General features: G+C 40.6%; 14 protein-coding genes. 10 read left to right on the top strand and 4 right to left on the bottom strand.

Annotation, left to right across the window (positions count from 1 at the left end):
- The first annotated feature begins 46 nt into the window (after nt 1-46).
- Together C4B60_RS11345 and C4B60_RS11340 are read left to right on the top strand one after the other, a co-directional pair.
- Nucleotides 47-3922, top strand: coding sequence for a phage tail protein (locus C4B60_RS11345; protein ID WP_104058124.1), 3876 nt, complete (start codon nt 47-49; stop codon nt 3920-3922).
- A gap of 3 nt (nt 3923-3925) precedes the next feature.
- Nucleotides 3926-4249, top strand: coding sequence for a hypothetical protein (locus tag C4B60_RS11340; protein WP_104058123.1), 324 nt, complete (start codon nt 3926-3928; stop codon nt 4247-4249).
- Between the two features lie 78 nt (nt 4250-4327).
- Here C4B60_RS11340 and C4B60_RS11335 read toward each other — a convergent pair whose 3' ends face one another.
- Nucleotides 4328-4561 carry a helix-turn-helix transcriptional regulator gene (locus C4B60_RS11335; RefSeq protein ID WP_104058122.1) on the bottom strand — a complete coding sequence of 78 codons (234 nt, stop codon included), beginning with the start codon at nt 4559-4561 and terminating at the stop codon, nt 4328-4330.
- A 253-nt stretch (nt 4562-4814) separates the two neighbouring features.
- Here C4B60_RS11335 and C4B60_RS11330 point away from each other — a divergent pair, with 253 nt between their 5' ends.
- The 4 genes from C4B60_RS11330 to C4B60_RS11315 all read left to right on the top strand — a co-directional run bounded on the left by C4B60_RS11330 (nt 4815) and on the right by C4B60_RS11315 (nt 8087).
- A complete protein-coding gene (locus C4B60_RS11330; RefSeq protein WP_104058121.1) occupies nt 4815-6086 on the top strand; it encodes an FtsK/SpoIIIE domain-containing protein in 1272 nt (423 codons plus the stop codon).
- Entirely contained in the window at nt 6064-6603 is a 540-nt protein-coding gene (locus C4B60_RS11325) for a replication-relaxation family protein (protein WP_245153950.1), read from the top strand. Before C4B60_RS11330 ends, C4B60_RS11325 begins: the two co-directional genes overlap by 23 nt.
- A 16-nt stretch (nt 6604-6619) precedes the next feature.
- Nucleotides 6620-7024, top strand: coding sequence for a hypothetical protein (locus C4B60_RS11320; RefSeq protein ID WP_104058119.1), 405 nt, complete (start codon nt 6620-6622; stop codon nt 7022-7024).
- Between the two features lie 220 nt (nt 7025-7244).
- Nucleotides 7245-8087: a S1 family peptidase gene (locus C4B60_RS11315; RefSeq protein WP_104058118.1), complete on the top strand. Its 843-nt coding sequence runs from the start codon at nt 7245-7247 to the stop codon at nt 8085-8087.
- A 301-nt stretch (nt 8088-8388) separates the two neighbouring features.
- Here C4B60_RS11315 and C4B60_RS11310 read toward each other — a convergent pair whose 3' ends face one another.
- Nucleotides 8389-8643, bottom strand: a complete 255-nt coding sequence (locus C4B60_RS11310; RefSeq protein WP_209020085.1) for a hypothetical protein — start codon at nt 8641-8643, stop codon at nt 8389-8391.
- A gap of 74 nt (nt 8644-8717) precedes the next feature.
- On the opposite strand from C4B60_RS11310, the gene C4B60_RS11305 reads away from it, so the two are divergent.
- Nucleotides 8718-8900 carry a hypothetical protein gene (locus tag C4B60_RS11305; protein ID WP_104058117.1) on the top strand — a complete coding sequence of 61 codons (183 nt, stop codon included), beginning with the start codon at nt 8718-8720 and terminating at the stop codon, nt 8898-8900.
- 230 nt (nt 8901-9130) lie between these two features.
- Here C4B60_RS11305 and C4B60_RS11300 read toward each other — a convergent pair whose 3' ends face one another.
- Both C4B60_RS11300 and C4B60_RS11295 read right to left on the bottom strand, forming a co-directional pair.
- Nucleotides 9131-9961 carry a DUF3037 domain-containing protein gene (locus tag C4B60_RS11300; RefSeq protein ID WP_167578643.1) on the bottom strand — a complete coding sequence of 277 codons (831 nt, stop codon included), beginning with the start codon at nt 9959-9961 and terminating at the stop codon, nt 9131-9133.
- Nucleotides 9951-10775, bottom strand: a complete 825-nt coding sequence (locus C4B60_RS11295; protein WP_104058115.1) for a HipA family kinase — start codon at nt 10773-10775, stop codon at nt 9951-9953. The genes C4B60_RS11300 and C4B60_RS11295 overlap by 11 nt, the downstream gene beginning before the upstream one ends.
- Nucleotides 10776-11086: 311 nt before the next feature.
- On the opposite strand from C4B60_RS11295, the gene C4B60_RS11290 reads away from it, so the two are divergent.
- The 3 genes from C4B60_RS11290 to C4B60_RS11280 all read left to right on the top strand — a co-directional run bounded on the left by C4B60_RS11290 (nt 11087) and on the right by C4B60_RS11280 (nt 12973).
- Nucleotides 11087-11323: a hypothetical protein gene (locus C4B60_RS11290; protein WP_104058114.1), complete on the top strand. Its 237-nt coding sequence runs from the start codon at nt 11087-11089 to the stop codon at nt 11321-11323.
- Nucleotides 11316-11675, top strand: a complete 360-nt coding sequence (locus C4B60_RS11285) for a type II toxin-antitoxin system PemK/MazF family toxin (protein ID WP_104058113.1) — start codon at nt 11316-11318, stop codon at nt 11673-11675. The genes C4B60_RS11290 and C4B60_RS11285 overlap by 8 nt, the downstream gene beginning before the upstream one ends.
- Before the next feature lie 491 nt (nt 11676-12166).
- Nucleotides 12167-12973: a uroporphyrinogen-III synthase gene (locus tag C4B60_RS11280; RefSeq protein ID WP_104058112.1), complete on the top strand. Its 807-nt coding sequence runs from the start codon at nt 12167-12169 to the stop codon at nt 12971-12973.
- Nucleotides 12974-13151 lie beyond the last annotated feature (178 nt).

The raw sequence follows: 13151 nt of genomic DNA, 5'->3' as shown, positions 1-13151 counted from the left end.
TGAGAATGGAAACTAAAAACATACTTACGGAAGGAGGTCTATTCCAATGAATCAAGATTTTAGCGCTAAAATTGGAGCAAACATTAAAGAGTTCACAAGAAAGATGCGTGAAATAGATCGAAAGGTTCGAAAGACAGCGATGGGTGCGACAAAGCCGATCGATGCGAATATAAAGAAGTTCCGTGCAAAGCTGGCTGAGGTTGAGGCTTTGTCTAAATCCATGCTCCATAAAGAGGATAAAGAGATAGGCGCAGATATTTCTGAGTTCATGCGAAAAGCAGCACAGCTCATGACGGTTGCGAAAGCGATGGAACGACGACCGATTACAGTTAGAATCCAAGCGAGAATTGAAAACTTCCAAAATAAGTTGAGTAAGATTGCCACAACCATGCGGAGCTTTGGGGAGGTGAGCGCTGCCACCTTCCAGGGAATTGGGATAGCCATATCTTCTGGAATCGTACCAGTCATTGCTACACTGACCTCAAATATCATGACATTGGGTGCCATGCTTGGCACGGTTGGCGGATCCACCTTTGCCCTGGCATCAGCATTCGCCACAGCAGGGATCGGAGCTGCAGGTTTTGGGGCGATAGCCGTCACTAATCTAAAAGGTGTTTTCGGGGCATCAGAAGAGCTTAAAAAGTTGAATGAAAAACTTGCCCAAGCAGACACAGAAAAGCAGCGTTTAAAGATTCTAAAAGACATAGAACAAGTACAGGCAAGCATTAATAAAGAACAGGCCAAAGCTTTAAAAGCAATGGACAACTTAAAGTCCACCTGGTCAGACATTGCAGGTGCCTATCAGAGTGAGACCATCGATATATTTACGCGCACACTGGGCTTGCTTGAGAAGGTTTTAGTTCGTTTAAAACCAATGTTTGCAGGTGTCATGGATGCTGCCATGAACCTGATGAGCAGCTTGGAAAAGACAATCGACTCCAAACCTCTACAGGACTTTTTCAACTACTTAAATAAATCAGCAGGACCAATGATGGAAACCGTCACAAAAGCCGTGGGAGAGTTTGTCCAGGGCGTACTGAACATGATGGTGGCATTCGGGCCGCTGGCTCAAGCAACGGCAGACGGGTTCTTAAAGATGGGTCAGGGTTTTGCCGATTGGGCAGCTGGCTTGTCGGAGAGCAAGAAGTTTGAGTCATTTGTCAATTACGTTAATGAAAATATGCCCAAAATACGGTCTATCTTCAGTGATGCCATACAAGGGATTATAAATATATTTGCTGCATTCGCTCCATCCTCAGCGGATATGATGACAAGTCTCGAGGATATGATGGAGCGCTTTAAAGAGTGGTCAGCTAATCTGTCACAGAATGAAGGGTTTAAGAAGTTTATCACCTACATTCAAGAGAACGCCCCTAAAGTAGGGCAGCTGATCGGAAACATTACTGATTTTCTTGTGAACTTAGGGATCGCTCTGGCACCGATGGGCTCTAAAGTGCTGGATATGGTGAACGGTTTCCTTGAGTGGACCAATGCCATGATGGAAAGCCATCCGATGGTTGGGAAGATCATTGCAGTCGTTATTACGCTCGCAGGTATGCTGCTCGCCATCATCCCGAACGTAATAGCGTTTGGCACTCTGTTTGCTGGGTCCGGCGCCATGATCGCTAAAGCTGCAACGGTTATAGGTTCAGCTGCAACAGTGATGAGTTCAAGGTTTCTCCTGAGTATGGGCTCGATGATCAAATCAATGTATTTGACCACTTCTCAGATGATAATCACCTCAGCGAAGTTTATCGCGCGTTGGGTCTTAATGGGTGCACAAGCACTTATTCATGCAGCAAGAGTAGCAGCGGCTTGGACACTTACAACAGGAGCCGCAATGGCAAGAGCGGTTGCTTTGATGATCGTAGCTGCAGCACAGATGATTGCAAGATGGGCGTTAATGGCAGGTCAAGCCCTGTTACATGCCGCAAGATTCGCCGCTGCTTGGCTCCTTACAACCGGAGCCGCAATGGCACGAGCGGTCGCACAGATGATCGCAACAGCAGCCATATTTGTTGCACGCTGGACATGGATGGCAGTACAAGCACTCGCTCAGGCAGCACGTATGGCCGCTGCGTGGTTTATCGCACTCGGCCCGATCGGATGGGTAACAGCAGCTATAATCGCACTTGCCATTTTAATCATTGCAAACTGGGATAAAATTTCTACCTGGACGAAAAACACTTGGAATAAAGTGTGGACATGGATTAAGGATACGTGGTCCAAAATCAAGGCGGGAACAATTGCAGGAGCACAGGCAATCCTTTCGACCGTGATCACAAAATTTGCTTCCATTGTCTCGAACGTATCGTCAAAAATGACCGCTGCGAAAAACTATGTTTCAAATAAGTGGCAGGAAGCGAAGAGCGCAGCACAGTCAAAACTGAGCAGTATGTTGACATCCGTGATATCGTTCTTTACGCGAATAGGTACAAATGTTTCGACAAAGATGACCGCGGCGAAAAACTACGTAACGAATAAATGGGAAGAAGCGAAAAGCGCGGCACGTTCAAAACTTTCTGAAATGCTTTCATCGGTTGGAACTTTCTTTACTAACATTGTTTCAAAAGTACGTGAAAAACTATCAGAAGCAGTGCGGATTGTTGGTCAAAAGATCGGTGAAATGCCTGGTAAAGTGCGAGGGTTTGTCAGTGATATGATCTCAGCCGGTAGTGATTTAGTCAGCGGTTTAATTAGCGGAATAAAAAACATGGGGTCAGCGGCGATTGAATCCATTGCCGGGGTTGTCGGCGGCGTCGTTGACAAGGCTAAGAATCTACTCAAAATAAAGTCTCCTTCCCGTGTCATGATGGAAATAGGGAAGTTTGTCGGTCAAGGTTTAGCAAAAGGGGTAACAGGGACAAGTAAGCAAGTAACAGCTGCCGGTGCTTCTCTAGCATCCAAGATCACGAAAGCTATTCAAGCCAAAACAACGACGTTAAAACAAAAAGCGGCATTGCGTAATGTGCAAAGTTATGCGAACCAACAAATTTCCGTATTGAATAACGTTGCTAAACAGCGGGAATCATTAGCAACAAAAATTAAAGCAGCCGGTGAAAAGCTAAACGATGCGTTGAAAGTACGCAATGACTTTGCAAAATCAGTAAAAGAAAGCGCAATGAGCTTTGCGTCTGTCAGCAACATTGACGCAAAAACGGATCTTGATTTATCCACGCAACTTAAAAATAGATTAGCGGCTATTAAGGCGTTTCAGGCAGATGTAACAAGGCTGCAAAAAGCCGGTTTAAATAATACGACTTTGCGTGACATTGTTGACGCAGGAGTTGAAAAGGGCGGGGCGCAGGCTGCAATGCTTGCTAAATCATCCACGGATATCATTAAGGAAATCAATAACACGCAAGCGGCTATTAATAAGGCATCATCAAGCTTTGGGAATAGCACAGCTAATCAGTTTTACGGTCTGGGCGTGGATGCAGCACAGGGCATGGTTAAAGGGTTAGAATCCCAGGCGAAAGCCCTTGAAGCTTCAGCGAATAAGATTTCACAATCGCTTATCAAAGCAGTTAAGAAAAAACTTGATATCCATTCACCTTCGAGAGTATTTGCTGCACTTGGCAGGTACGTAACGAGAGGGTTGGCTGTAGGTGTTGCAGATCGTGCGAAGGTTGCCATTAAAGCTATTTCAGCAGTAGCGCAAGATATGACAAGGGCATTCGCGCCAAAACTTGCGATGGCAGAGATGCAGGCAAACGCGACGCTCACTACGAACATCAAGCGGGCAGACTTGCAAGGGGTTAAACATTCATTCAGCGCTGATATCAACGAGCTCGATCTCCAGCAGCCGGATACAGTCCTGATGGTTGACGGCAAGGAGCTCGGGAAAGTTGTAGCAAAACCAGTTAAAGAGGAGAACGAAAGGTATGAGAACATGGTACGCATCGGAAGGGGGCGACGATAAGCATTGAATAACAGAAACTGTGGTAACAATATGTACAGAGATAAGCAAACGGGAAAATTTCTGAAAGGCAATCGATTTGCTGTTGGAAATAAAGGAAACAGAAAATCTAAATGGGGAAACAGTAATGCGGTAAAGCATGGATTGTACGAGAACTTAGCAGTTTACTTTCTGACGGAGAGTGGTTTTCTTCAGATAAGAAGCAGAAACGGCGGAGTTTTCTTAATCCCGCCAGAGGCTTTTGAAAATCACAGGTTAGGTATGTTGATCCGTGAAGACATTGCTCAGATCCTAGAGCAAAACGGAATCCGATTAGAAGTTTTAAACTAACTAGCATGATAAGTGGGCTGCTCCTCTATTAAAGGTGCAGCTCATTCTCTGTTTAGTAAAAGGGAGTGTACTGACTGACTAAAAGTCGAAAAAATCATCTGCTCTTATATCTGATTTAATTTCCCTCAAGGCGGCCAATAACTTTTTCATAACCGCCGGCGAAGGGACATAGTTTGGGTCGTTACAGAGTTTACTTATCGTCGTTCTTCCTATACCAGTAGCTTGCCTTAAGTCCTCTTGAGAATAGCCTTGTCTATCAATAAATTTTCCCACTTCACTTCTTTTCTTCCCTAAACCTTCCCAGGTGGTCATAATAAACTCTCCTTCGATTAATTTTGAGAAACTATTTCAAAAAGACGAAAACTTTTTTAATAAATTGATCATAACGGACAAGCGGCCCTCAGTATATTGTTCCAAAGAGGTTGCCAAACATCCTTCCAGAAGGATTTCCAGGCTGGAATTTCAATTAGTCATAGAAAAATGGGCTCTTTATTCAATTCAACATAAATTTAAATTGTCCTTTAAGGAGGAACTATACTTCGTATTGAAAGGGTGGCGCTGCTTAATGATTTTTGAAATTTTATCTTCTGCTGCAGTCGGGGGGTTTGTAGGCTATCAAACACTCAAGTCTAGAGGTATGGGGGATGAAGGGAAGAAGATAGCAAGGATTTTTACTAATTCAGGATTAACTGTGAAAGAAAATGGTCACATCAAAACTGCACACCTCCAGAGAAGTACTAAAAAGGAATGGGGGGTGGAATATGCCTTCCGGATCCCATTAGGACTATCGTTCAGTGACTTCGAGAAGCGCATAGACAATATCACTGACGGACTTAATGGTACGGGAACCTTTGATATACACCAGTTCATAAAAGCGATTAGAAAGCTGAAAATAACTAAGTCAATTCTCGATGATGTAAAGGTTCTGTTGGCAAATAAATCAGTGAAGAAGGAAGTAGAGCTCTCTTACAACGGGCTGTTAATTGTGAGAGTGTTTGAATCGACCTTGCCAGAGCGATATACAGCCGATCAGGCAGAATTAGAGCAGCTTCCTGCTTGGAATATCATTGCTGGACGGACGCGTGATAAGATAGTTCTCCATGATTTTGAGGAACATAGCCATTTAATCGTTGCTGGATCCACTGGATACGGAAAATCAGTATTTCTTAAGAATATCATTACGACATTGGTCCATAAGCAACCAAAGCACACAAGGCTTTTTCTTATGGATTTAAAAGGAGGACTTACCTTTAACCGTTATATTTCCTTGGAGCAAACTAAAGGGGTTGCAAAGACACCAGAAGAAGCATTTGAAATGCTTGAATCTGCTCAAGGTTTAATGGAAGAACGGATGAACCACTTACTAAAAAATCAACATGAAGATGTCCAGGAGGCAAAGATCAAGGATCGTTTCTTTGTCATCATCGATGAAGCTGCTGATTTATCTGACCATAAGGAATGCCAGGCGATCATTAAGGATATTGCTCGTAGGGGCCGGGCTGTTGGCTTTCGCTTGGTGTATGCTACCCAATACCCTACAAATGAGACAATCAGCTCTCAGGTGCGCCAAAATTGTTCTGCGCGTATCTGCTTTCGATTGGGTACAGGTGTGGCCAGCCGTGCAGTATTGGATGAAGAAGGAGCAGAGAAGCTCCCGCTTATTAAAGGTCGGGCTATCTATAAAACAGATCGGATCCAGGTCATTCAAACTCCTATACTCGACTGGACAGTAATCGAAGGGTTAATTAAACCGGATGGAGGGTTAAAAAATGACGGTAAGCAGGTTACAGCGAGAAGAGAACATACTCTTATCATTGAAGAAACTACACTTTCTTAGCCGGTCACAGCTTCAGCAGCTGCATCGATTAGGAAGTGTACGGAATGCTAATCGGATCTTAAAAGAGATGAGTGACTATCTCCATTCATTTCGAGTTAATGAAAACGTCTATTACCTAAGCAAGGAAGGAAGGGACCGTGTGGACTGTGACAGAGTTACACGTAAAACGCTCCAGGTCGAGCATTACTTAATGAGAAATGCACTCTATATCCTCTTTAACTGCCCTCATAACTGGCGCAATGAAGTACGGCTGTCTATCCCCTCTAAGGTTTCTGTCGTTGCAGACGCACTTTATGAAACAACCTCAAACTACTACCTCATTGAAATAGACCACCTTCAAAAGATGAAATCCAATCGTGATAAGGTTGCGAAATATCGTCAGCTGATTGAGTTAAATGTATTCAAGAAAACCCCTGTATTGGTTTGGGTGACAACCACTGAATATAGAAAAAAGGAGTTAATTCGTTTGTGTGAAGGGCTGCAGGTACGGATTTATCTTGCTAAAGATCTTTTATAAAAAGGGGGCACCAGATATGTTTAAAAAAGAGAAGATAACGTCTATGTCTTTTAAAGAATTTATGAATAGCAAGAGGCAGCCGGTTACAGAAAACAAGAAGCAAAGGCAGTTGGCCACCGCCTTGATTGTCGGCTCAGTTTTCCTAACCGCTCTCTTTGATCCCACTGCAGCATCGGCAAATGCGGTTGATGGGATGGTGGCAGAGAAGGTTGTAAGAGCGTTTGACCCCGTAATCCAGCTTGTGCAAGCCTTAAGCTACCCAGTGGGATTAACCATGATGCTCGGTGGTGGTTTATTCATGATGATCGGGAATAGTGAAAGAGGGTTAGCGATGATCCAGAAAGCGGGCATGGGGTACGTGTTAATACAAATGCTTCCTTTACTGATGGATTTGCTTGTTGATATTGCAGGATCTATGTAACCAAAAAAGTCTACTTAAGGGATCTGGAGGCCTTAGAGAACTATTTTCACCAAAGACGCAGGTAATCTTGCCACATTACTACAGAATAGAATTTTAAAGATTTTTATACGGATTATCGGAGTAATGCGATTTAGCCAGTAGGAATATATAGTGGGGTAGAAATTAAAAAGGAAATTCCACCTTCCCTGTCGAATATTGGTTGTGCAGAGGGGGAGTAATTATGACAAGAAAACAATTAACATTGTCTGAACAATTGATGCACTCTACGGTAAGAATCGAATGTGTACTTGGAAACGGATCAATTAGTACAGGAACTGGATTTATTTATTACTATTATTTCGGGGAAGTGTTGTTGGCGTTTATAGTAACTAATAAGCATGTAGTGGAAGGAGCGGTTTCATTTAGAACCAGGATAACCTGTGCTGATGAAGATTTGAATCCTCTATTCAAGGAACATTTTATCTGGGAGACGAGTAATTTTGAAAGAGATTTGGTAATGCATCCAGACCCTGACATAGATTTATGTTTAGTATCAATGATTGATCTAGTTGGGAAGATGTCTCATGAGGGTAGGACTCCTTTCATAAGGAATTTAGGCTCGCAATATATACCAATCGAAAACGAATTGTTCGACGGAATAGAAGATATCACTATGATTGGTTATCCAAACGGATTATGGGATCAAATAAATAATTTGCCAATCATAAGAAGAGGAATTACCGCTACTCACTTAAACCGGAATTATAATGGTAAGGAAGAATTCGTAATTGACGCAGCTTGTTTCCCTGGTTCTAGTGGTTCGCCTGTATTTTTGATAGACGAAAATGGATACAACGACAGATCAGGAAACATTATTATAGGTGCTCCAAGATTTAAGTTATTGGGTATTCTATACGCGGGGCCATTAACCACAGCCGAAGGAGAGATCACTGTTCAAAATATCCCTACCAGAAATGTTCCTATAGCAAGAACGAAGGTGATGATGAATTTAGGTTATGTTATTAAATCACATAAACTAAATGATTTTGAAGCTATAGTTGCAGCTAAATACTTATCAAGTTAATTTCTACAAGCATCCCAGTGTGAGGGGTTGCTTTTTTTATGGACAAAGAAGGTTCGTATAAGCACTCCAAACGGGGTGATTTTTGTTTTATATAGATCAAATACAGAGAGATTGACAGCGAAGGGAGGTTGGTATGCTATAAAACGGAGAGGTGTCAGTAAAATGAAAAAGGATTTGATTTTTACCTGGCTGTGATGAGTATCTTCATGTCTGGTTGGCTGATCATGAAGGCAGTATTTTTTATCACCCACAAATGCTTCCCTTGCTGATGGATTGCAGGATCTAAGTAATCAAAAAACCTCTACTGACTGTTAGTAGAGGTCTCGTTTTGTTGGATTTTTTCCTGGTTGGCCTGAAGCAGCTTGGCTATGTCCGTTTCTAAATAAGGGTATTTCTCATGGAAAAATGAAATCGGCACTTTCCCGCTTTCTGTCCAGTATCCCTGTGCTTCTAGTTCCTTGTTTAAGCGTTGTATCCTGGCATAAGCGGTTCGTACTGTTCCGCATCCAAGTATAGCTTGAACATCTTTCGCATCGTAATAAAGTTTGGTCAGCATCTGAAAATCCTCATCTCTATGTATGTGATAAAGTTAAGTCGACGGATAGATTATAGCAGAAGGGGGTATTCTAAATGAATAAAGAAATGACAGAAGAAGTCTTGGCTCGTCTAAAAGAGGACGTTGAGTATTTTGGTGAAAGCGGATTTGACAATACAAACCCAATTAACCGCCATACATCCGTTTTGCGTACGGACTTAGAAATACTGCTTACTGAATATATTAAATTGAAAAAGATCGTCGATAATAAAGAATAACGACTCTTTTCGCTTCACCCTTTCCGGTATTGTTACTTCGAGTAATAGTTGTCGTATGGACAAATTTATAAAACAACACATTTAAGAGGTTAATTAAAATTCCTTTTTTTGAGCAATTTACCATTCCAAGAGCGAAGGTATTTGTCTTAATTACTGTAGTAACCTCTTTTATACCAAGTTGAACAAATACTAAAACCCTTCAAGCATAAAAATTGAAGGGTTTTAGTATTTTAACTTATATAATCGTATATAGAGTATTGGTAGTTATCTTGTTTCGAGTTATTGCTGATAAAATTATCAAATTCTTCTAATGTAAGTACGTCTGTATATTCCTTCATTATATTAAAAGCTTTAATCTCAAATTCACTATCCATTTCAGTATTATTTATGACAACTTTTATATTATTTACATCCCTATCTTGAAAATGTTGTAAATCAAAAAGGAAGGATTTTATCTCAGTGTACAATCTGTTCTCTTGACGATAGTCAAAGCTTAATGCTTTTATAAAAAGATCTCTTTCGCCTAGCTGAACTGAGAAGTCAAAAGGTGTTTGATTAAATTTATTCTGTATCGATGGGTTTCGATTTACTACTTTGTTTAGCTCTTTTTGAGTAAACATTTTTGAAACCAATGTCTTTACCCTGGCAGAATCGATCCTTTCTGATTTCTTTTTATCATAATATAAATACATATCGAATAAATCATTTATATCGCTCTCCAAAGATTCGGTATGAAGAGATCGTATCTCACTAAATTGCAATTGATTCACAAAGAAAACAGTTTCTGATTGTAAGAAGTCACTACTACTTAAACCAGTTCTGTTTTGGGATAGGATCTCCTTTGAGCTAAATTGAATTTCAAGTGATTCAAGCATAGCTTTTATAAGATCACTTTCAATTTCATCATCGAAATGTTTAATTCTACTTAAGTTTTTTGTCCGAAAGAATTTTAAATACTTATCCTTAGGAATATGAACCACTATTCCAATATTAACAAATTCATCACGTAAGATATCCGGGACGTATCGGCAAACAGCATAGTGCATGATTTTAGGCTCCAAAAGAGATTCCTCCTTTCCAATGTGGACATTGCTCATGAAGTAATACCAACAATGACTCGACATTCTCTATTCTATGCCAAATAAATTCAATTAATGCATTTTTCTCAGCAGTACTCAATTCCCAACCTTCAGGAATTATATCAAAGCATTCCTCAATTTTTGTCTTATCAATGTTGCTCAATCTTTGTAATGCTGTATTAAACGGATTGTGACCATTAACATATTTTAATAAAACGCGATAATTATGTCCATGAAAATCTCTTACTAGACAGAATTCTTCATCTTGTATTTGTCTCAAATGAGTTTCATTCCAAAGAGCACCAATCTTAAAGGGATGACTGTGATCTATGGCAACAATTTCTCTTTCCTTCAAGTCGAATAGTATATTTCCTTTGTTTTCTGTCCTGTCATTATTGTAAATGATTTGGTCGAACAAAATTATTGAGGGGATGTCCTCAGTGTTTTTAGCTAAATTTAGATATGGCTGTTGAATTGAAGGCTGGGCCTTTTTTAAAAAATGACTTCCAAAATGAATCCCTGGCTTCACTTCCATTTCTTGCAGCCTTTCGTCGGCATCTATTACTTCTTGTTCAACGTTAATTAAAGCAGCTTGTGGAATAGGTACTCCCATCATAACAGCAATTTGATAACAAATTATTTCGTTAATTAAAACTTTTATGCCATCTGCATTTTGAGAAAACTTTACAACATAAAATCCTTCATCAGTTTTCATTAATGCCGGTTTTGTTTTTCCATTAGTAAAAAATTTTTCAAGTTTCTGAGCATTCTGAGTTGGAATGTCTACTAAATTCAATTTTGTTCTCACACCCTATCCATAGTAAAACCTTAGTCGACATGTAATGATAAGATTTTACCATAGCAGTGGGTAAATTAGACAGCAATATTTCATTTAATTGGTATTAGCTCTTTCTATTGCCAATGAAAAATTTGAATTACCCTTAATTACATACTATAGGGGCTTTTATTGAGAATTGACAACAATTAGTAATTGTTATACGATTATCTGTACTAAAGTGCATAAAACAACACTCCCGAGCGTATAATATCACATTATCTTACTTATAGGTGGTGTGTTATTTGGGAAAGAAAAGGAGGAAACGAAAAATGTTGGGAGTCACTAAAAAAAGACCTACGGAAACAGCTGTTACAAATTCACATGCAGCTCGTAGCAGGTTGGATAAAGAACGCTACAACATGGACCTTTCTTCCAAGATCGACATTGATGCGTTACTTAAAAAGAAGAATATTAAGCCGCTAAATATTGATGAATCTGGCAGGATAAAAATAGATCATTCTGATCCAACACAAGCAAAGCTTGCTGAGGATTGGCTCCGTGAATAGACCACTTCATGCAGGAGCTATTATTGATACCTATATGGAGTATGGTGGGGGACGTATAGATAATTACGGGCGGGCTGGTAAAAACAGGCCCGCTCTCGTTCTGAGTGTTGATAAAAATATTATGGTGCTCTTGGCAGTCAAAATTACGGGATCAGGACCAACTGAAGACTTCAAAAACAGGATTGAAATAAAAGAGTGGGGAAGAGCCGGTTTGTCCAAAAAGTCTTATGCAGACTTGGACGAAGTCTTGCCAATAACCGGTGATTTTTCAAAACTAAAAGTTACAGGCAGACTCATGACTGGTGATTTTAGAAAGATTCTCCATGCATACATAACTCTACAAAATGAATAAATTCTACAGATTTTCTACACTTTTGTAAATGGAAATACAATTATATCAAGCATTGATCGGTCTAATCAAACTCCCTTCGAGGGCGTATATACCATTATGTACGCACAAAATTAAACAGCTGTCATCAATGAGCGCTAGCCAGTGTTCATTGATGACAGCTGTTTTTTCTTTAAAATGATAACTTTATAATCTCAAGATAATCACATTTAGCTTTTGTAAAGTTGACTGTAGTGGAGGGCGGGAACTCCGGGAGGATTAAGCGGGAAGGCTGAGATCCACTTGCGTTAGCAAGTTAGCTCAACTCCCGCCCTCCGGAAAGCCTCCGCCCGCAACGGAAATCAACCCTCGTATAAAAGAAACACTTCCTAACACAAATTTACTATTACCCTCATCTGTATATAGCCTTAATCTTATTCCTGTGATTGATTCACAGCCTAATGATACACTAGTATATATCAAAATTCTGAAACCATCAGAAACGGGGGATCCAAATGCCAAAAGGACTGCACGGAAGAAAAGTCGTCATCGGCGGCGGACGTAAGATAGAAGAAATAAGCACCTTGATCGAAAAGCAGGGAGGCATTCCGATCAGCCGTCCTCTCCAGGGAACCGTATTTTTAGCAGAAAAAGAAGTAGAGCCTTCTTTAAGAAAACTCGTATACGAAGGAGCCGATCTGCTGATTTTCACAACAGGCATTGGATTTGAAACCCTCCTAAGATTATCAAAGGAGCTTGGTTTTGAAGAAGCATTTTTACATAGAATAAAGCACACGCCGGTTGCATCAAGGGGTTATAAAACGCTGAATGCATTAAGACGTACCGGAATTAAGCCAGTGGCAGTTGACGAAGACGGCACCACCCAGGGCCTCATTAGGGGATTGGAGGGTATCGATTTATCAGGCAAGCACATCATCGTTCAGCTCCATGGGGAATCCGCACCAGCGCTGATGGATTTTCTAAAAAGCAGGGGAGCTGCAGTTGAAACCATTCTGCCGTATCAGCATATCCCGCCCGAGCAGGAAACCATTGACCTCCTCTGCCAGGAACTTTTAGATGGAAAAGTGGATGCAGTCTGCTTTACAACGAAAGTACAGGTACACTCTCTTTTTGCATATGCAAGGGAGAAAGGGATTTCCGATCAAATTTCATACGCCTTAAAAAGTTCCGCTGTTCCTGTAGCAGTAGGGAAAGTAACAGCCGAAGCCCTGCGCGAAGAAGGCATTAATGAATATGTAATCCCCGAGCACGAGCGGATGGGCGCCATGATTGTAGAGCTTTCCAATTACTTTGATCAATAAAATTACTTTACTATTACCAAAAATCTTTTTCGAGATCTTTTCGCCAGCATTAAAATTTCAAAGAACATCATAAAGTACTACGAGTTGATTGCAGCGGAAATCAGCCCAGGTTTTGAAGAAAAATTTTTATTCTAAATAACAGCGCTATTCTTAACACTAAAATTTAGAAGAACATAAT

The sequence above is a fragment of the Jeotgalibacillus proteolyticus genome (assembly GCF_002926065.1).
Taxonomy (GTDB): Bacteria; Bacillota; Bacilli; order Bacillales; family Jeotgalibacillaceae; genus Jeotgalibacillus; species Jeotgalibacillus proteolyticus.
The sequence above is the reverse complement of the archived record's forward strand: the minus strand, read 5'-3'. Positions and strand labels throughout refer to the sequence as shown.

What these genes read in the sequence shown, in the direction of transcription:
- C4B60_RS11305 (WP_104058117.1), top strand. Translation starts at nt 8,718, where the DNA reads ATGAATAAAGAAATGACAGAAGAAGTCTTGGCTCGTCTAAAAGAGGAC.
- C4B60_RS11310 (WP_209020085.1), bottom strand. Translation starts at nt 8,643, where the DNA reads ATGCTGACCAAACTTTATTACGATGCGAAAGATGTTCAAGCTATACTT.
- C4B60_RS11335 (WP_104058122.1), bottom strand. Translation starts at nt 4,561, where the DNA reads ATGACCACCTGGGAAGGTTTAGGGAAGAAAAGAAGTGAAGTGGGAAAA.
- C4B60_RS11345 (WP_104058124.1), top strand. Translation starts at nt 47, where the DNA reads ATGAATCAAGATTTTAGCGCTAAAATTGGAGCAAACATTAAAGAGTTC.
- C4B60_RS11330 (WP_104058121.1), top strand. Translation starts at nt 4,815, where the DNA reads ATGATTTTTGAAATTTTATCTTCTGCTGCAGTCGGGGGGTTTGTAGGC.
- C4B60_RS11315 (WP_104058118.1), top strand. Translation starts at nt 7,245, where the DNA reads ATGACAAGAAAACAATTAACATTGTCTGAACAATTGATGCACTCTACG.
- C4B60_RS11320 (WP_104058119.1), top strand. Translation starts at nt 6,620, where the DNA reads ATGTTTAAAAAAGAGAAGATAACGTCTATGTCTTTTAAAGAATTTATG.
- C4B60_RS11290 (WP_104058114.1), top strand. Translation starts at nt 11,087, where the DNA reads ATGTTGGGAGTCACTAAAAAAAGACCTACGGAAACAGCTGTTACAAAT.
- C4B60_RS11280 (WP_104058112.1), top strand. Translation starts at nt 12,167, where the DNA reads ATGCCAAAAGGACTGCACGGAAGAAAAGTCGTCATCGGCGGCGGACGT.